Annotated in this window: 17 protein-coding genes; 14 read left to right on the forward strand and 3 right to left on the reverse strand. The window is 61.1% G+C overall.

What is annotated here, in order from left to right:
- Window positions 1-134 precede the first annotated feature (134 nt).
- The 4 genes from CQ007_RS08465 (at window position 135) to CQ007_RS08480 (ending at window position 3,900) form a co-directional block, all read left to right on the forward strand.
- A complete protein-coding gene (locus CQ007_RS08465; protein ID WP_105645069.1) occupies window positions 135-353 on the forward strand; it encodes a DUF1653 domain-containing protein in 219 nt (72 codons plus the stop codon).
- Window positions 354-450: 97 nt separating this feature from the next.
- Window positions 451-3,069, forward strand: a complete 2,619-nt coding sequence (topA, locus tag CQ007_RS08470; protein ID WP_105645071.1) for a type I DNA topoisomerase — start codon at window positions 451-453, stop codon at window positions 3,067-3,069.
- An 11-nt stretch (window positions 3,070-3,080) separates the two neighbouring features.
- Window positions 3,081-3,584: a DUF6586 family protein gene (locus CQ007_RS08475; RefSeq protein ID WP_105645073.1), complete on the forward strand. Its 504-nt coding sequence runs from the start codon at window positions 3,081-3,083 to the stop codon at window positions 3,582-3,584.
- A gap of 76 nt (window positions 3,585-3,660) precedes the next feature.
- The gene (locus tag CQ007_RS08480) at window positions 3,661-3,900 is read left to right on the forward strand and encodes a hypothetical protein (RefSeq protein ID WP_105645075.1); all 240 of its coding nucleotides are present in this window, start codon (window positions 3,661-3,663) and stop codon (window positions 3,898-3,900) included.
- A gap of 51 nt (window positions 3,901-3,951) precedes the next feature.
- Here CQ007_RS08480 and CQ007_RS08485 read toward each other — a convergent pair whose 3' ends face one another.
- Both CQ007_RS08485 and lexA read right to left on the reverse strand, forming a co-directional pair.
- Entirely contained in the window at window positions 3,952-4,434 is a 483-nt protein-coding gene (locus CQ007_RS08485; protein WP_105645077.1) for a SulA-like leucine-rich domain-containing protein, read from the reverse strand.
- An 11-nt stretch (window positions 4,435-4,445) separates the two neighbouring features.
- The gene (lexA, locus tag CQ007_RS08490; RefSeq protein ID WP_105645079.1) at window positions 4,446-5,054 is read right to left on the reverse strand and encodes a transcriptional repressor LexA; all 609 of its coding nucleotides are present in this window, start codon (window positions 5,052-5,054) and stop codon (window positions 4,446-4,448) included.
- Between the two features lie 172 nt (window positions 5,055-5,226).
- On the opposite strand from lexA, the gene CQ007_RS08495 reads away from it, so the two are divergent.
- From CQ007_RS08495 to nagZ, 3 genes are all read left to right on the forward strand, one after another.
- The gene (locus CQ007_RS08495; protein ID WP_105645081.1) at window positions 5,227-5,907 is read left to right on the forward strand and encodes a TetR/AcrR family transcriptional regulator; all 681 of its coding nucleotides are present in this window, start codon (window positions 5,227-5,229) and stop codon (window positions 5,905-5,907) included.
- Window positions 5,908-5,986: 79 nt separating this feature from the next.
- Window positions 5,987-6,469: a L,D-transpeptidase gene (locus CQ007_RS08500; protein WP_105645276.1), complete on the forward strand. Its 483-nt coding sequence runs from the start codon at window positions 5,987-5,989 to the stop codon at window positions 6,467-6,469.
- A gap of 36 nt (window positions 6,470-6,505) precedes the next feature.
- Complete coding sequence (gene nagZ / locus CQ007_RS08505) at window positions 6,506-7,492, forward strand: beta-N-acetylhexosaminidase (RefSeq protein ID WP_105645083.1); 987 nt, start codon at window positions 6,506-6,508, stop codon at window positions 7,490-7,492.
- 432 nt (window positions 7,493-7,924) lie between these two features.
- Here the strand turns inward: nagZ and mfd are convergent, their stop codons facing one another.
- Window positions 7,925-11,410: a transcription-repair coupling factor gene (gene mfd / locus CQ007_RS08510; RefSeq protein WP_105645085.1), complete on the reverse strand. Its 3,486-nt coding sequence runs from the start codon at window positions 11,408-11,410 to the stop codon at window positions 7,925-7,927.
- 224 nt (window positions 11,411-11,634) lie between these two features.
- Between mfd and CQ007_RS08515 the strand changes: the two genes are divergently transcribed.
- From CQ007_RS08515 to nqrE, 7 genes are all read left to right on the forward strand, one after another.
- Entirely contained in the window at window positions 11,635-12,615 is a 981-nt protein-coding gene (locus CQ007_RS08515; RefSeq protein WP_105645087.1) for a TerC family protein, read from the forward strand.
- 123 nt (window positions 12,616-12,738) lie between these two features.
- Complete coding sequence (locus tag CQ007_RS08520) at window positions 12,739-14,178, forward strand: glyceraldehyde-3-phosphate dehydrogenase (protein WP_177424309.1); 1,440 nt, start codon at window positions 12,739-12,741, stop codon at window positions 14,176-14,178.
- 322 nt (window positions 14,179-14,500) lie between these two features.
- Window positions 14,501-15,838 carry a Na(+)-translocating NADH-quinone reductase subunit A gene (locus tag CQ007_RS08525; RefSeq protein ID WP_105645091.1) on the forward strand — a complete coding sequence of 446 codons (1,338 nt, stop codon included), beginning with the start codon at window positions 14,501-14,503 and terminating at the stop codon, window positions 15,836-15,838.
- A 3-nt stretch (window positions 15,839-15,841) separates the two neighbouring features.
- A complete protein-coding gene (locus CQ007_RS08530) occupies window positions 15,842-17,053 on the forward strand; it encodes an NADH:ubiquinone reductase (Na(+)-transporting) subunit B (protein WP_105645093.1) in 1,212 nt (403 codons plus the stop codon).
- Complete coding sequence (locus CQ007_RS08535) at window positions 17,046-17,837, forward strand: Na(+)-translocating NADH-quinone reductase subunit C (protein WP_105645095.1); 792 nt, start codon at window positions 17,046-17,048, stop codon at window positions 17,835-17,837. The genes CQ007_RS08530 and CQ007_RS08535 overlap by 8 nt, the downstream gene beginning before the upstream one ends.
- Window positions 17,834-18,508: an NADH:ubiquinone reductase (Na(+)-transporting) subunit D gene (locus CQ007_RS08540; protein WP_177424311.1), complete on the forward strand. Its 675-nt coding sequence runs from the start codon at window positions 17,834-17,836 to the stop codon at window positions 18,506-18,508. The genes CQ007_RS08535 and CQ007_RS08540 overlap by 4 nt, the downstream gene beginning before the upstream one ends.
- Entirely contained in the window at window positions 18,508-19,116 is a 609-nt protein-coding gene (gene nqrE, locus CQ007_RS08545; RefSeq protein ID WP_105645099.1) for an NADH:ubiquinone reductase (Na(+)-transporting) subunit E, read from the forward strand. Before CQ007_RS08540 ends, nqrE begins: the two co-directional genes overlap by 1 nt.
- The last annotated feature ends 2 nt before the right edge of the window (window positions 19,117-19,118 follow it).

A 19,118-nucleotide genomic window follows, 5' to 3' on the forward strand; every position in this document is an offset into this window, starting at 1 on the left:
AACGAGCCTACAGGGACGTACTTGCGGCGTGTCCACCAGAGCCAGTCGACAGGCGCCGTCCTTGCACTGAGCCAACAGCCACCAACCGCCGACACTCCACCACGCATGACACAGGCACCAACAGAGCAAATCATATGCCCCTGAAGCCCGGCCGCTACCGCCACTATAAAGGTAGGGACTACCAAGTCATTGATGTTGCACGCCATTCCGAAACCGGGGAACAGTTGGTGGTCTATCGTACCTTGTACGGCGATTTCGATCTGTGGGTGCGGCCGCTGGACATGTTTACCGAAGAGATAGAGGTAGGCGGCAAAACACATCCACGCTTTACCTTTATCAGCGAAGACGTGTAGGCTCTGGCCCTCCGGGCTGTCCGCCGCTTCGAGCAGCAGCCCAGCCCCTTTGCCCGCAGGGCGAACTGGATTTTTTGATTGAGGAATACCTTTACCCATGGGAAAAGCACTGGTCATTGTGGAGTCACCAGCCAAGGCCAAGACAATCAACAAGTATCTTGGTAATGACTTCGTGGTGAAGTCGAGTATCGGACATATCCGCGACCTGCCCACCAGCGGCAGCAGCAAGACCGACAGTAAACCCAAGGGACGCAAGGCTGCCTCGGCGGCACCGGAAGTGGACAAGCAGACCAAGGCGAAGATGCAACTGGTCAACCGTATGGGCGTTGATCCGGAAAACGGCTGGAAGGCGCACTACGAGATCCTGCCGGGCAAGGAAAAGGTCATCGACGAGCTGCGCCGCCTGGCCAAGGAAGCCGACACCATCTACCTCGCAACGGACTTGGACCGCGAAGGGGAGGCTATCGCCTGGCACCTGCGCGAATCCATTGGCGGTGACGATAGCCGCTATCGCCGCGTGGTGTTCAACGAGATCACCAAGAAAGCCATCCAGGATGCTTTCTCCGAGCCTGGCGAGTTGGACATGAACCGGGTCAACGCCCAGCAGGCGCGCCGCTTCCTCGATCGGGTGGTGGGCTACATGGTCTCACCGCTGCTGTGGCAGAAGATCGCCCGCGGCCTGTCCGCTGGCCGCGTGCAGTCGGTCGCGGTCAAGCTGATAGTGGATCGTGAGCGCGAGATCCGCGCCTTCATTCCGGAAGAATTCTGGGAAGTGCACGCCAACCTGACCACGCCCAAGAGCGAAGCGGTGCGCTTCGAAGTGGTCAAGGAGAATGGCGAAACCTTCCGTCCGCTGAACAAGCAGCAGACCGACCAGGCGCTGGCGCAACTGCAAGGTGCCAGCTACAAGGTGGTCAAGCGTGATGCCCGGCCGACCAGTACCAAGCCCGGCGCCCCGTTCATTACCTCCACTCTGCAGCAGGCAGCGAGTACGCGCCTGGGCTTCAGCGTGAAGAAGACCATGATGATGGCCCAGCGGCTGTATGAAGCGGGCTACATCACCTATATGCGGACCGATTCGACCAACCTGTCTGCCGATGCCGTAAGCATGGCCCGGGGTTACATCGAGAAAACTTTCGGCAGCCAGTATCTGCCCGAGTCGCCGAATGTGTACGGCAGCAAGGCCAACGCCCAGGAAGCGCACGAAGCGATCCGGCCGTCAGAAGTGAAGCTCAAGTCCACTGAACTCAAGGGTATGGAGCGTGATGCCGAGCGTCTGTACGAGCTGATCTGGCGCCAGTTCGTTGCCTGCCAGATGCCGCCGGCCAAGTATCTTTCCACCACCATCAGTGTGCAGGCGGGTGATTTCGAATTGCGTGCGCGCGGTCGCATCCTGCAGTTCGACGGCTTCACCAAGGTGCTGCCGCCGCTGGGCAAAGGGGGGGAGGACGAAGTGCTGCCGGATATGCAGGTGGACAATGTCCTCGATCTGGTCAAGCTCGATCCGAAACAGCACTTCACCAAGCCGCCGGCGCGCTACTCCGAAGCCAGCCTGGTCAAGGAGTTGGAAAAGCGCGGCATCGGTCGGCCTTCGACCTATGCCTCGATCATCTCCACCATCCAGGAGCGCGGCTACGTCACCTTGAACAGCCGCCGCTTCTATGCCGAAAAAATGGGCGATATCGTTACCGAGCGACTCAACGAAAGTTTCCCGAACCTGATGGACTACAGCTTCACCGCGCGCATGGAGGAGTCGCTGGACGACGTAGCCCAGGGGGAGACGCTGTGGAAAGAGGTGCTGGACAAATTCTACGCTGATTTCAGGCAGAAGCTTGAGGCAGCCGGAGCAACAGTCGAAGGCCAGGGCATGCGCGCCAACCAGCCGACCCTGACTGACATTCCCTGCGTCGAATGCGGTCGCCCGATGATGATCCGCACCGCGTCCACTGGCGTCTTCCTCGGCTGCTCGGGCTACGCCTTGCCACCCAAGGAACGCTGCAAGGCGACCGTGAACCTGGTACCCGGCAACGAGGTGGCGGCCGATGACGAGGAGGGCGAGTCCCGGGTATTGCGGGCCAAGCGCCGTTGTCCGATCTGCTCCACGGCGATGGACAGTTATCTGGTCGATGAGCAGCGCAAGCTGCACGTTTGCGGTAACAACCCCGATTGCAGCGGCTTCGAAGTGGAAGAGGGCCAGTTCAAGATCAAGGGCTACGATGGGCCGGTGATTGAGTGCGACAAGTGCGGCAGTGAGATGCAGCTCAAGACCGGGCGCTTTGGCAAGTATTTCGGCTGCACCAACAGTGCCTGCAAGAATACCCGCAAGCTGCTGAAGAGTGGTGAGGCGGCGCCGCCGAAGATGGATCCGGTATTGATGCCGGAGCTGCGCTGCGAGAAAGTGGATGACGTCTATGTACTGCGCGACGGTGCATCCGGTCTGTTCCTCGCTGCCAGTCAGTTCCCGAAAAACCGGGAGACCCGCGCGCCACTGGTCAAGGAGCTGCTGCCCCACGCCGAGGCGATCGACCCCAAATACCATTTCCTGCTGGAGGCGCCGGTGGCCGATCCGGACGGCAATCCAACGGTGGTGCGCTATAGCCGCAAGAGCAAGGAACAGTACGTGCAGAGTGAAATCGACGGCAAACCCAGCGGCTGGCGCGCTTTCCATGACGGCAAGGGATGGGTGGTGGATGACGCGCGCAAGGGCAAGCGCTGAGCGGAGGCGATATGGCGAATGAAGTGTATACCCGCACCAACCAGGCTCTGTCATTTGCCCGTCTTGCCCTGGCTTCGTGGGAGGCGGCAGCAGGCGCGTCAGGCGTGGGCTCCGTCACCCAGGAGCGTTATCACCGGGAGCATGTGATCTTTCATGCCTACCGCGCCGTTCTGGCCTTGATTCATGAGGTGGCCGAGGGTTATCGCTGGCCATTGCTGGATGCGCGCAGCGTTGAGCAGGTGCTTGGCAGTGATGTGGTCGAACGCTTCCCGGGTCCGGAGCTGGGAGAACTGGTGCAGCTGGCTGCGGATGAGGCCAGTTGGCTGGCGGGCCTGCTGCGGGCCTGGCAGCACCTGCTGTCGCCCGCCGAGGGCGTCGTGCAAACGGCAGGTGCCGAGCTGATTGCCAGCACTGCGGCCGCTGCGGGGCACTGGGACATCGACGAGGCGCAAGCGGCGCTGGATGCGTTGGCGGCGCAGATCGAGCGTTACCGTCAGGCCATGCAGGAGTGGTAGCGGCAACTGACCCTGCAGTCGGGTTTGGCGCTGTTGCTGTGGTACACTGCGCGGCTTGACTGACAGGAGACGCGAAATGCCTTCACCCTTTCTCGAGATCATAGAGCTTGCCGATGGCACGGTCGCGTTGCGCCGGCCGGATGAGCAGGGCAAGCCGCTGCTGACCATCGAATTCTCCGAGGAAGCCAGAGACTTTCTACAGGGTAACTACGTCGAGGTGGCCAAGGCCATGATCGGCGCCGGCATGCAGATGGCCGGACAGATCATGGATGAAGATCCGGATCTGGAGTTTGACCAGCAGCGCGTATTGCACTGATCCAGCCGGGCGTTCGCCCGACTGTTCTGTTTTTGCCCGGCCGGTGTCTGACTACCCCATGCGAATATTCAGGCTGGCGCAATGACCTCTCTGTGCCGCCATGTCCAGCCGGTGGCTGGTGCGTGGTGACGACGGCAGCCAGCTGACCACGGTATGGCTGTAGCCCAGTTCGAGTATCTCGCAGCAGAGTTTGAGTGCGTCCATGCCGTGCTTGGGGCGGATGATGAGTATGCGCTGTGGGTCCAGGCCCGAGGCGCGCAGCCATTTCTGGCTGACCGGCAGGGGCGGGTCGATCAGGCTCAGCCAGCCTGGGGTATTGGCCTGGCTCAGATCGCGCAGTACCGGAGCCAACCATTGCAGGCACTGGCGGGGCGCTCCGTTCAGGCTTATTTCGCTGAATCCGGCATTTTCGTCCGGCTCGCATTCCGGCAGGCGGGCCGGGGCCAGTTTGCGCATACCCAGACGGGAAGACATCACGGCCTGATGCAACAGATCGGGTTGCACCGCTGAACCTTCGTTTCGCGCATACTGCATGGCGTACTCCTTCAGTGGCGTATCACGCCAACGCTCAAACCTTCGATAATCAATTCCTGTTCACCCAGATCGATTTCAATGGGGGCGAACTCGGGGTTCTCGGCGATCAGCGACACCTTGCGTCCCTGTTTATGGAAGCGCTTGACGGTGACCTCGTCGTCGATGCGGGCGACCACCACCTGGCCGTTACGGGCTTCACTGGTGCGATGCACCGCCAGCAGGTCGCCATCCAGAATGCCGATATCCTTCATGCTCATGCCGCGTACCCGTAGTAGGTAGTCGGCGCGCGGGCTGAAGAATGCCGGGTCGATCTTGCAGTGATTTTCGATGTTTTCCAGTGCCAGGATGGGGGCGCCGGCGGCGACCTGGCCGATGACCGGAAGGCTGTCGTCGTCGGGCGCTTCGTTGTCCGCAGGCAGGCGAATGCCACGCGATGCGCCGGGAATCATCTCGATCGCGCCCTTGCGGGCCAGCGCCTTGAGGTGATCCTCTGCGGCATTGGGTGAGCGGAACCCCAGCTCCCTGGCAATATCCACCCGCGTAGGTGGGTAGCCATTGCTGCTCATGTATTCCCTGATAAAGGAAAGTACCTGCTGTTGCCGTGCTGTGAGTTTCTGCATTTTATCTGCCTGTGTTTTTATACAGTGACTGTGATTATATACAGCTTGAGGCCAAGGGCAAGCCCGCAGCTACCGTTTGCAGCGCAGCCGTTGTGTGGTAAAACGTCGGAGTTGACAGTGAGTCCGTTTGAAACGTATGTTTCAAACACATGTGTTTTTCCTGGAGTTATCTGTGGCACAGTCTGAAACAGTCGAGCGCATTCTGGATGCTGCAGAGCAGTTGTTTGCCGAAAAGGGTTTCGCCGAAACCTCGCTGCGGCTGATCACCAGCAAGGCCGGGGTTAACCTGGCGGCGGTGAACTATCACTTCGGTTCGAAGAAGTCCCTGATCCAGGCGGTGTTCACCCGTTTTCTCAATCCTTTCGTCAGCAGCCTGGAGCAGGAGCTCGAGCGCAACGAGCAGGCCGGCATTCCCGAGCAGAGCCTGGAACAACTGCTGGAAATGCTGGTGCGCCTGGTACTGGCGGTCAAGCCGCGCAGCGGCCATGACCTGTCTACCTTCATGCGCCTGCTGGGGCTGGCGTTCAGCCAGAGTCAGGGGCATCTGCGCAAATACCTGGCGGAAGTCTATGGCAAGGTGTTCAAGCGTTACATGGAGCTGGTGCTGCGCAGCTCGCCGGAGTTGCCGCCGGCGGTACTGTTCTGGCGGGTGCACTTCATGTTGGGCAGCGCGGCCTTCACCCTGTCGAGCATGAAAGCGCTGAAGGCGATCGCCGAAGCTGAATGCGGCGAGCGGGCCAGTACCGAAGAAGTGCTGCGGCAGATGGTGCCCTTCCTGGCGGCGGGTATGCGCGCCGGTGCGCTCACCCCGGAGACCACGAGACAAGGCCAGGATACGCTGCAGGCACTATAGCCGGCAGTGTCGATCGTAGCCGGGGCTTACCTCGCGCCCCCTGATCCGCTATCGTGTGGCCTTTGCGGCGGAGCTGAGCATGCAACTGGACCTGATCCACATATCCATCGATAGGCAATGGCTGACCGGCTATCAAGCCGGTCGGCAGGTGTGTGCCTGGCCGGTATCCACAGCGAAGAACGGGCCGGGTGAGCTGAATGGCAGTGGCTGCACTCCCCGGGGGCGGCATCGGGTGCGTGCACGCATCGGCGATGGCCTGCCGTCGGGGACGGTGTTCATTGGCCGGCGTCCGACCGGTGAGTTGTGGACCCCCGAACTGGCCGCCGCCAACCCGCAGCGGGACTGGATTCTGACCCGCATCCTGTGGCTCTGTGGCGAGGAGCCGGGGATCAATCGCGGTGGTGACCGCGATTCCCAGCGTCGCTATATCTATCTGCATGGCACTGGCGACGATCAGCCGATGGGCATTCCGCTGTCCCATGGCTGCATACGTCTACGCAATGCCGACATGCTGACCCTCTTTGATATGACCCCGGCGGGCTGCGCCGTGGTCATCGAATAATCTGATGGAGCACACCCTTTGACCCAAGGCACATTGATGCTGGATCTGGCCGGTACCTGGCTGACCCCGGAAGACCGCCAGCTGTTGAGACAACCCGAAGTCGGCGGCCTCATCCTGTTCGCCCGCAATACCGAATCCCCGGCCCAGGTGCGTGAGCTGGTACGCAGTGTTCGCGCGTTGCGCCCGGAAATGCTGATCGCCATCGACCAGGAGGGCGGTCGTGTACAGCGCCTGCGCCGCGAGGTGCTGCGTCTACCGGCACTGGGGCGGATTGCCGGCTGTGGCGCCGAAGATGTCGCTGCCGTTGCCGAAGCGGCCGCCTGGCTGATGGCCACGGAAATGCTCGCCTGCGGCATCGATATCAGTTTCGCGCCGGTGCTGGATCTGGATCATGGTCGCAGCCAGGTAATCGGTGACCGTTCCCTGGGTGGTGACCCGCAGCAGGTCAGTCGCCTGGCCAGGGCCTATATCGATGGGCTGCACCAGGCCGGCATGGCCGCCACCGGCAAGCATTTTCCCGGCCACGGCTGGGCCGAGGCGGATTCGCATACCGACCTGCCGGTAGACGAGCGCAGTGAAGCGGATATCCGCCAGTCGGACCTCCAGCCGTTCGCAGCGCTGGCGCCGTTGCTGGATGGCATCATGCCGGCGCATGTGGTGTATCCGGCCGTGGACAGCCTGCCGGCAGGCTTCTCCCGGCGCTGGCTGCAGGATATTCTGCGTGCCGAGCTGGGCTTCGAGGGTGTCATCTTCAGCGACGACCTGACCATGGCCGGCGCCCACGCGGTGGGTGATATGGCGCAGCGGGTCGACGCGGCACTGGCCTCGGGCTGCGACATGCTGCTGGTCTGCAATGATCGGGCGGCTGCCGAGCAGGCACTGCTGCATGCCCAGCGCATTGGCATGCAGCCCTCGCTGCGGGCGCAGCGAATGCTGGCCCGGCGTGTGGTGGGGCTGGACTACAAGGCTCAGCCGCGCTGGCGGCAGTCGGTCGAATTGGTGCAGGGCGCCGGACTGCTGTAACGGAAAAGCCGGCACCGCCGTTCGAGTGCGGGGTTTCATCCTGACTGGCGGTGTCCCACGCCCCCCCTTGGGTCGAGATGGAACTCGACCCTCCTTGGTACGTGCAAAGCTGGGGAAGCCTTGTTTCGAGTTGTTGCGCGCGAGCGCGTGAAGACAGCGACGTTGTACTCGGTATAACACCAGCACCAGCACCAGCACCAGCTCCGAGGTCGCAGGCCGTGCTGGCCGGCAGCCATTGCAGAACCGTCTGCGGCCAGGGATGGCCGTAGACGAGCGCCATGGATGGCGGGGTGCGCGTTCTGCAATGGCTGCCGGTCAGCGCGGTCCTACGCGGAACCCGCCGCAAGCTCCAATCAAATCCAAGTGCCGCCGCTCAACCCAGTCATTGCCGGGTTGAGCGGATCGGACGATACATTCCGGCATATCAAAGCCTCATCGGCGTTTTCCTTTGCCGTTGGGGGCGGCGGGCGCTTGCTGCAGCCGCTCGATCAGGGCCTCGACCGTATTCAGGCGCAGACCAGGCGCGCCCATGGGGGCGCTGAAACGCAATGTGCTGCCACCCTCCAGGCGGTAGCGTTGCGGACTGTCCTGGATCAGGCGGATCAGGATCAGCGGATCGATGCTGGTGTCGGCGGCGAACTCGATCCGCCCATGCTCCGGTCCCGCATCGATCTTGCTGATGCCCAGGGGGGTACAGCGCAGTTTCAATGAGGTAACCCGGAACAGGTTCTTCACCGGCTCCGGCAGCAGGCCGAAGCGGTCGATCATCTCCACCTGCAGGTCCTTCAGCTCTTCATCGTCGCCGGCGTTGGCGATGCGCTTGTACAGCGTCAGGCGGGCATGCACGTCTGGCAGATAATCGTCAGGGATCAGTGCCGGCAAGCGCAGGTTGATGTCCGGGCCGCGGCTCAAGGGGTTCTCCAGCTCCGGTTGCTTACCCTGCTGAATGGCCTTGATCGCCCGTTCCAGCATGTCCATGTACAGGCTGAAACCGACCGCCTGGATCTGTCCGCTCTGGCCTTCGCCGAGCAGTTCACCGGCGCCGCGGATTTCCAGGTCATGGGTGGCCAGGGTGAAGCCGGCGCCCAGGTCCTGGGCTGCGGCGATAGCCTCCAGGCGCTTTTCCGCATCGCCGGTGAGCTTGCGCCCGGCCGGCGTCAGCAGGTAGGCATAGGCCTGGTGATGGCTGCGCCCGACCCGGCCGCGCAACTGGTGCAGCTGGGCCAGGCCGAACTTGTCGGCGCGCTCGATGATAATGGTGTTGGCGCTGGGCACGTCGATGCCGGTTTCGATGATGGTGGAGGTCACCAGGATGTTGAAGCGGCGGTGATAGAAGTCGCGCATCACCTGCTCCAGCGCCCGTTCGGGCATCTGCCCATGACTGATGCCGATCCGTGCCTCGGGCACCAGTTCGGCCAGGTCAGCGGCGCATTTTTCGATGGTTTCCACTTCGTTGTGCAGGAAGTACACCTGGCCGCCGCGCAGCAGCTCGCGCAGGATCGCCTCCTTGATGACGGCCGGCTGCTGTTGCATGACGAAGGTCTTGACCGAGAGCCGCCGCGCCGGTGGGGTGGCGATGATCGACAGGTCGCGCATGCCGGTCATGGCCATGTTCAGTGTGCGGGGGATCGGGGTCGCGGTCAGGTTGAGGATATCCACCTCGCTGCGCAGCGCCTTGAGGCGTTCCTTCTGACGCACGCCGAAACGGTGTTCCTCGTCGATGATGACCAGCCCCAGGTCCTGGAACTGCACATCACCCTGCAGCAGCTTGTGGGTGCCGATCATGATGTCGACCTTGCCGTCGGCCAGCTCCTGGGTGGCGAGCTTGATTTCCTTGGCGGACTTGAAGCGTGACATCACCTCGACCTTCACCGGCCAGTCGGCAAAGCGGTCCTTGAAACTGTTGTAGTGCTGCTGGGCGAGCAGGGTGGTGGGCACCAGCACTGCCACCTGCTTGCCGCTGTGCACGGCGACGAAGGCGGCGCGCATCGCTACCTCGGTCTTGCCGAAGCCGACATCGCCACACACCAGGCGATCCATCGGCTGGCTGTTGGTCATGTCCTTGATCACCGCATCGATGGCAGCCTGCTGGTCAGCGGTTTCCTCGAAGGGAAAGGCCTCGGCGAAGGTCTGGTAGTCCTGATCGGGATCGTTGAAGCTGTAACCCTTGCGTGCCGCCCGGCGGGCATAGACGTCGAGCAGTTCGGCGGCGACGTCGCGGACCTTTTCCGCCGCCTTGCGCCGGGCTTTCTGCCACTGCTCGGAGCCCAGCCGATGCAGCGGTGCGTTGTCATCCTCGGCCCCGGAGTAACGGGCGATCATGTGCAGGTTGGCGACCGGCACATACAGCGTCGCTTCGTCGGCATACTCGAGCTTGAGAAACTCCGCCTGCTGACCCTCCACGCTCAGGTTGACCAGCCCGTGATAGCGGCCCACGCCATGATCGATATGCACCACCGGCGCACCTTCACGCAGCTCGGTCAGGTTGCGGATGATGGTGTCGCCAAGGTCGGTGGTCTTGCCCCGGCGTCGGCGCTGCATCACCCGTTGACCGAACAACTGGCTTTCGGCGATCAGGGCGATGGCCGGGTCGTTGCTCAGCAGGCCCTGGTCTACCGGTGCGATGGTGATGCCGCAGCGGATATCGCTGTCGACGAAGGCGCTCCAGCTGTCCACCGGTTCAGGCTTGAGCGGTATCCGAGCCAGCAGCTCCAGCAGCGCTTCCCGCCGGCCGGCGGTCTCGGCGACGAATAGCGAACGGCCCTGGAAGTCCTCGAGAAACCGCTCCAGTTGCTGCAGCGGACGTTCCTGCTTGTTATCCAGCGGCAGCTCCGGCGGTGAACTGCAATCGAAGTTGGTTACTCCCGCGCCAGTCGGCAGGGGTGTGTCGTGGCAGATGATGCGCGGGTAGCGCTTGATCAGCGCGAAGCCTTCCTCCACCGGCAGGAACAGTTCCGCTGGTGACAGCAACGGCCGGGTCGGGTCGATGCCGTGCTCCTCGTAGCGGTTGCGCACATCGACCCAGAACTGGGTAGCGCTGTCTTCGATACCGGGCAGGCTGAACAGCTGGGTATTGTCCGGCAAGTAGTCGAACAGGGTGCCGAGTTCCTCGAAGAACAGCGGCAGGTAGTATTCTATGCCGGGTGGTACCAGTCCGTCGCTGAGGTCCTGATAGATCGGGCAGCGCCGATGGTCGACGTCGAAACGCTCGCGAAAACGGGCACGAAAGCCGGTCAGGGCGCTCTTGTCGAGGGGGAACTCGCGCGCCGGCAGCAGATGGATCTTCTCGACCTTGTCGATGGAGCGCTGGGTTTCCGGGTCGAAGGTGCGCAGCGTTTCGATCTCTTCGTCGAACAGGTCGATACGGTAGGGCAGCCGTGAGCCGGTGGGGAACAGATCCAGCAGGGCGCCGCGCACTGCATAGTCGCCATGCTCGTAGACCGTATCGACGCAGCGGTAGCCGGCGGCGTCCAGGTTCTGCCGCATGCTGTCGATATCCAGCTTCTGGCCGACTTCCAGCATCAGGACCGAGCCGCCAAGGAACGGGCGTGGTGGAATGCGGTGCAGCAGGGTGATCATCGGCACCACGAGAATGCCACGCTCGACCTGCGGCAGGCGGTACAGGGTCTGCAGGCGTTGGGAAATGATGTCCTGATGCGGCGAAAAGCGATCGTAGGGCAGGGTTTCCCAGTCCGGGAAGCTGGCGACCGACAGGTGCGGGGCGAAGAAGCGCAGTTCCTGCTCCAGGCGGTCGGCCATGGCCGTGTCGCGGGTGATGACCAGGCTCAGGCCCGGATATTGCAACGCCGCTTCGGCTATGGCCAGAGCGCGTGCTGCCGCCGGCAGATTGCCCCAGGCGGACTTGTTGCCAGAGGCTTTGTGCTGCGGGGCGGCGAACAGAATGGAATTGTCAGGCATGCAATTGAGCTTATCTTGTTACGCAAAACGCACAGTTTAACGCCATGTACCGATCCATGTGGGGATTGCCCTGTTTTTATCGGACCTTGCCGTGCCTGCGCTTGTCAGAGGAATGAGGCAGCTATATCATGATTGCCGCGTGACGCCGGGCCCCTCTGGCGGTGGTTGGTCCCACCGTGATGTCGGAGTCATAAGTTGATTCTTAACTTTGACCGGAGGGCCCCATGGAGCCACTGATCTCATTTCTGACCACCCCCTTTCTCGGAACCGCCGCCTGGCAGTGGTTCGCCTTCCTGGCCATCGTTCTGGCCATTCTCGCCTTCGACCTGGGTGTACTGCACCGCAAGGATCACGAGATCGAGGTGCGCGAGAGTCTGTTGCTGTACAGCGGCTACTTCACCGTGGGCATCCTGTTCGGCGTCTGGGTCTGGTTCGACCGAGGGTCGGCCAGTGCGCTGGAGTTCTACACCGGCTTTCTGATCGAGCAGTCGCTGTCCATGGACAATGTGTTCGTCATGGCGATGATCCTCGGCTTCTTCGGCATTCCCCGGTTGTACCAGCACCGGGTGCTGTTCTGGGGCATTCTCGGGGTGATCGTGCTGCGAGCGATCATGATCGGCCTGGGTGCGGCGCTGGTGCAGGAGTTCGAGTGGATTCTGTATCTGTTTGGTGTGTTCCTGTTGTTCTCCGGGGTCAAGATGTTCCTCAGCAAGGACCAGGAGGAGCATGCCGACCTGTCGCAGAACCGCATGGTCGGCTTTATCCGTCGACATTTCCGGGTGACCGACGACTTGCATGGTTCGCACTTTTTCGTACGCCTGCCGGACAAGACCGGCAAGGTGGTGCTGTTCGCCACGCCGCTGTTTCTGGCACTGGTGCTGATCGAGCTGGCCGATCTGGTGTTTGCGGTGGACAGCGTGCCGGCGATCTTCGCCATCACCCAGGATCCGTTCATCGTTTATACATCAAATATTTTCGCCATCCTCGGGTTGCGCTCGCTGTACTTCGCCCTGGCTGCGCTGATGCACCGCTTCGTCTACCTGAAATATGCCCTGGCCCTGGTGCTGATCTTCATCGGCTGCAAGATCCTGGCGCACGGTCTGGACATCAATATCCATGCCGGTGTGTCCCTGGGAGTGACCTTCGGTCTGCTGGCTGGCGGCGTGCTGCTGTCCCTGTACAGTACGCGCAAATCGGCCAGTTGAGCGACAGGTTGGCGGAGCTCCGGCCGTGCGCCGGGCTCCGTTAGCCATCGGATGATTGCCTACCAGAGCAGCTCGCCGCATAATAACGGCCCTCTTAGTTCCCAAGACCTGGAAGGAAAAACTGTGACTCAAGCCCAATACGAGCAATGTCTGGATAACTGGACCGATCGCGAAGCGACCGCCGAAGCGATGATCCCGTTGATTGGACGTCTGTACCGTGAACACAATGTGGTCACCTCCATCTATGGCCGTGGTCTGGTCAATCGCTCCGTCATCAGCCTGCTCAAGTCCCATCGTTTTGCCCGTCAGATCGATGACAGCGAGTTGTCAGTGCACGATACCTTTCCGGTGATCAAGGCGCTGCTGGACCTGAATCTGGGGCCGGCCTCCATCGATCTGGCGCGCCTGGTGGTCAAGTTCCAGAAGGAAGGGGGCGATGATCTTGACGCCTTCCTGCGTCGGGAACTGGCCAGTGTCATCGGCCACAAGGGTGAGAAGCGGGAGGGGCGCGATGTCGTGCTCTACGGCTTCGGTCGCATCGGTCGTCTGCTGGCTCGCATCATGGTCGAGAAGGCTGGCGCCGGTGATGGTCTGCGCCTGCGCGCGGTAGTGGTTCGCAAGGGTGCGGAGAACGACCTGTCCAAGCGCGCCAGCCTGCTGCGCCGCGACTCGGTACACGGCTCCTTCCAGGGCACCATCACCCTCGATGAAGAGAACAACACGCTGACCGCCAACGGCAACCAGATCCAGTTCATCTATGCCAGTGATCCGGCCAGCATCGATTACACCGCCTACGGTATCCAGGACGCCATTCTGGTCGACAATACCGGTGTATGGCGCGACGAAGCCGGCCTGTCCCAGCACCTCAAGTGCCCGGGCGTGAGCCAGGTAGTGCTGACTGCGCCGGGCAAGGGCAGCCTGAAGAACATCGTGCATGGCATCAACCATGCCTGGATCACCCCGGAAGACAAGATCGTATCGGCCGCCTCCTGCACCACCAATGCCATCGTGCCGGTGCTGAAAGCGATCAACGACAAGTTCGGGATCCTCAATGGGCATGTGGAGACCGTTCACTCCTACACCAACGACCAGAACCTGATCGACAACTTCCACAAGGGCAACCGCCGTGGCCGTAGCGCCGCGCTGAACATGGTCATCACCGAGACTGGTGCGGCCAAGGCGGTGGCCAAGGCATTGCCGGAGCTGGCCGGCAAGCTCAGCGGTAATGCCATTCGGGTGCCCACGCCAAACGTTTCCATGGCGATTCTGAACCTGAATCTGGAGAAGTCGACCAATCGCGAGGAGGTCAACGACTATCTGCGCTATATGGCCCTGCACTCCGAGCTGCACAAGCAGATCGACTTCACCAACAGCCAGGAAGTGGTGTCCACCGACTTCGTCGGCTCGCGGCATGCTGGTGTAGTGGATGCCGAGGCGACCATCTGCAACGACAACCGGGTCATTCTGTACGTCTGGTATGACAACGAGTTCGGTTACAGCTGCCAGGTAGTACGCATTCTGGAAGATATGGCGGGCGTCAACCCTCCGGCATTCCCGGCGTAGGTGTAATATGTGGTAATCAAAAAAGGCGCTTCGGCGCCTTTTTTGTTGACGCCAGTTCTGCCGGCAGAATCGCTCTGCAACGCCACTTTCCATGTTGCCAGGGGATTGTCTGGCGCTGCGACACTATGCCGCGTAGAAACCCGAAAAAAGCACCTTCCGAGTAGCTTTAAAAGGCCATGATCTTTATACTTGGCAGGATTTTTCGATCAGGGTCGTGGCTGCATCGTCTGATTCTTCTCCTGTTAAGTTCAGCGGAGTGCATTAGTGCTCCAGGCACCGCCATTGCCCCTTCACAAATTCCACATGTGATCAGGCTATTCATATGATAAAGATCAAGCGGGGCTTGGATCTGCCAATCACCGGCTCACCTGAACAACGCATCGAGGACGCACGTCCCGTCAGGAGCGTTGCGGTCATCGGTTTCGACTACCAAGGTATGAAACCTACGATGGAAGTGCAGGTCGGCGACCGGGTACAGGCAGGGCAGATCCTGTTCAGTGACAAGAAAACCCCCGGTGTGCTCTATACCGCACCCGTCAGTGGTGTGGTCAGCGCCTTGAACCGGGGCGAGAAGCGCGTGCTGCAGTCGGTGGTGATCGACGTCGAGGGCAGTGACTCCATCGACTTTGGCAGTCATGCCGCCGATAGTCTGGACAGTCTTGACGCCCAGTTGGTGCGTGACAAGCTGATCCGTTCCGGATTGTGGACCGCCCTGCGTACACGACCTTACAGCAAAGTCCCTGCGGTGGATGCCACGCCGTCCTCGATCTTCGTCACTGCCATCGACACGCATCCGCTGTCGGCCGATCCGGCCGTGGTGCTGCAAGGGTATGGCGTTGATTTCGAAAACGGCCTGAAGGTACTGTCGCGTCTGGCCGGCATCTGGTTGTGCAAGGCCGAGGGTGCGGCGATTCCCGGTGAAAGCATTCCGGGTGTCCGCACTGAAAGCTTTGCCGGGCCGCATCCGGCCGGCCTGGTGGGTACCCATATCCACATGCTCGATCCGGTCAGCGAGAGTCGCCAGGTGTGGCATATCAACTATCAGGATGTCGTCGCGGTGGGCCGCCTGTTCACCAGCGGCCACCTGTCGGCCGAACGGGTAGTCGCCCTCGGTGGCCCCCAGGTTGAGCGGCCACGTCTGTTGCGTACCGTGCTGGGTGCGAACCTGGCCGAGCTGACTGCTGGTGAGATGAAGGCGGGCAACAACCGCATCATCTCCGGGTCGGTGCTCGGTGGTCGCCTGGCGCGAGGTGCAGCGCAATTTCTTGGCCGATACCACCTGCAGGTCTCCGTCCTGTTGGAAGGCACCCAGCGTGAGCTGCTGCATTATCTGCGTGCCGGTACCGACAAGCACTCGATCCTGAATATCTTCATTTCCAAGCTCTCACCGTCGCGGCTATTCAACTTCACCACCAGTACCAACGGCAGTCCTCGCGCCATGGTCCCGGTCGGCAACTACGAAGAGATCATGCCGCTGGATATCCTGCCCACCCAACTGCTGCGTTCGCTGATCGTCGGTGATACCGACATGGCGCAGAAGCTCGGCTGTCTGGAACTGGACGAGGAGGACCTGGCGTTGTGCAGCTACGTATGTGCCGGTAAATACGAATACGGCCCGATTCTGCGTGACAATCTCACGCACATCGAAAGGGAGGGTTGATCAATGGGGCTGCGTAGTTTTCTTGACAAGATCGAGCACCATTTCGAAAAGGGCGGCAAGCACGAGAAGTGGTACGCGCTGTACGAGGCGCTCGACACCTTTCTGTACAAACCGGCCAGCGTAACCAGGACCACCGCCCACGTGCGCGACGGCATCGATCTCAAGCGCATGATGATCACCGTCTGGCTGTGTACCTTCCCGGCGATGTTCTTCGGCATGTGGAACGTCGGTTACCAGGCCAACAGTGTGCTTGCGGTCAATCCGGAGCTGTTGGCTGCCCAGGATGGCTGGCGCTTCGCGATCATAGGCATGCTGGCGGGTTTCGACCCGGGCAGCATCTGGGACAATATCATCCATGGCGCGACCTGGTTCGTACCGATCTATGTGGTGACCTTCGTCGTCGGTGGTTTCTGGGAAGTTCTGTTCGCCACCGTGCGCAGGCATGAAGTCAATGAAGGCTTCTTCGTCACCTCGGTACTGTTCGCCCTGATCCTGCCGCCGAGCATTCCGCTGTGGCAGGTGGCTCTGGGCATCAGCTTCGGTGTGGTGATCGGCAAGGAGATCTTCGGGGGTACCGGCAAGAACTTCCTCAACCCGGCGCTGACCGGTCGCGCCTTCCTGTTCTTCGCCTACCCGGCGCAGATTTCCGGTGATGCAGTCTGGACCGCAGTGGATGGTTTCAGTGGCGCCACTGCGCTGAGCATGGCTGGCGCTGGCGGCGTCGATGCGCTGGTCAACGGTGGGCTCAGCTGGATGGATGCCTTCATCGGCACCATGCAGGGCTCTATCGGCGAAACCAGCACCCTGGCCATCTTCATCGGCGGTGCGGTGCTGCTGATGACCAAGATCGCCTCCTGGCGCATCGTCGCCGGGGTGATGATCGGCATGATCGGTCTGAGCATGGTCTTCAATGCCATCGGCTCGGAGACCAATCCCATGTTCTCCATGCCCTGGTACTGGCACATGGTCACCGGCGGCTTCGCCTTCGGCATGATCTTCATGGCAACCGATCCGGTCTCGGCGTCGATGACCAACCTCGGCAAGTGGATCTTCGGTGGTCTGATCGGAGTCATGGTGGTATTGATCCGGGTAGTCAACCCGGCCTTCCCCGAGGGCATGATGTTGGCGATCCTGTTTGCCAACCTGTGTGCGCCGCTGATCGACTATTTCATCATCCAGGCTAATATCAAGCGGAGGCTGGCACGCCATGTCTAGTCAGAAAGAATCCACCGTCCGCACGCTGGTCGTTGCCCTGCTGGTGTGCCTGGTCTGTTCCGTACTGGTGGCAGGGGCGGCTGTTGCGCTGCGCCCGACGCAGATCGAAAACGCATTGCTGGATAAGCAACGCAACATCCTGGCCATTGCAGGCCTGGGGGATGCGTCGATGTCCGGCGCTGAGATCAAGGCGCTGTTCGATGAGCGTATTGTCGCTCGTCTGGTCGACCTGGAAACCGGCCGGTTCAGCGATGAGTTCGATGCCGATACCTTTGATCCGCTGCGGGCTGCCAAGGACCCGGCGTTGTCGAAAAACCTGTCTGGCAGCGAGGATATCGCCTCGATCAACCGCCGCGAGAACTACAGCGTGGCGTACATCGTCGAGGATGCCGACAGACAGATGGAGACCCTGATTCTGCCGGTCCGCGGCTACGGCTTGTGGTCCACACTGCATGGGTTCCTGGCCCTGCGCGCCGACCTCAATACCGTACAGGGCTTCGGCTTCTATCAGCATGCCGAAACCCCCGGTCTCGGCGGCGAGGTGGACAACCCGAACTGGCGTGGCCAGTGGCCCGGCAAGCAGATCTTCAGCGAAGACGGCAAGCTGGCCATCCGGATACTCAAAAGCAGTGTCGATTCCGGCAGTCCGAATGCCCATCATCAGGTCGATGGGCTGGCGGGAGCCACGCTGACCGTGAACGGAGTCAACCACCTGCTGGAGTACTGGCTGGGCGAGAATGGCTTCGGTCCCTTTATCGATAACCTGCGTGCAGGGGAGGCTTGAGCATGTCACAGCCGACAATCAAACAGGTCCTGCTGGACCCGATTTTCAACAACAACCCCATCGGCCTGCAGATCCTCGGCATCTGCTCGGCGCTGGCGGTCACCTCGAACCTGAAGACCGCGCTGGTGATGAGTATCGCACTGACGCTGGTGACCGGTTTTTCCAGCATGTTCATCTCGATGATCCGCAGCCAGATCCCCAGTGCGATCCGCATGATCGTCCAGGTGGTGATCATCGCCTCGCTGGTGATCGTGGTGGATCAGGTGCTCAAGGCCTATGCCTATGCCCTGAGCAAGCAGCTGTCGGTGTTCGTCGGCTTGATCATCACCAACTGTATCGTCATGGGGCGCGCCGAAGGTTTCGCCATGCAGAACCCGCCGGTGCTGTCATTCTTCGACGGCATTGGCAACGGCCTGGGTTACAGCGCCATGCTGATTGGCTTGGGTATCGTGCGTGAGCTGTTCGGTGCCGGCACGCTGATGGGTTATGAAATCATCAGCACGGTCAATAACGGTGGCTGGTATCAGCCCAATGGTATGTTGCTGTTGCCGCCTTCGGCGTTCTTCCTGATCGGCCTGTTCATCTGGGCGCTGCGCAGCTGGAAGAGGGAGCAGGTGGAGAAACCGGACTTCAAGATGGCTCCACAGGTATCCAACAAGGAGGCCTTTTGATGGAACACTATATCAGTCTGTTCGTGAAGGCCGTGTTCGTCGAGAACATGGCCCTGGCGTTCTTCCTCGGCATGTGTACCTTCCTGGCTATCTCGAAGAAAGTCGAGACAGCGCTCATGCTCGGGATTGCCGTTTTGGTGGTTCAGGTAGTTACCGTACCGGCTAACAACCTGCTCTACACCTATCTGCTTCGGGACGGCGCTCTAAGCTGGGCCGGGTTGCCAGACGCAGACCTGAGCTTCCTCGGTCTGCTGTGCTATATCGGCCTGATTGCGGCGCTTGTGCAGATCATGGAAATGGTCATGGACAAGTACATTCCTGCGCTATATGGGGCGCTCGGGATCTTCCTGCCCTTGATTACCGTGAACTGCGCCATCATGGGCGGCACCTTGTTCATGGTCGAGCGCGATTATAACTTCAGCGAAAGTGTCGTTTATGGGGTGGGTTCCGGTTTTTCCTGGGCACTGGCCATCGTGCTGCTGGCGGCCATCAGAGAGAAGCTCAAGTACAGTGATGTGCCAGCAGGGCTGCAGGGGTTGGGTATCACCTTCATTACTGTGGGTTTGATGTCGTTGGGCTTTATGTCCTTCTCCGGCGTGCAACTATAAGG

The sequence above is a fragment of the Pseudomonas sp. MYb185 genome (genome assembly GCF_002979975.1).
GTDB lineage: Bacteria > Pseudomonadota > Gammaproteobacteria > Pseudomonadales > Pseudomonadaceae > Halopseudomonas.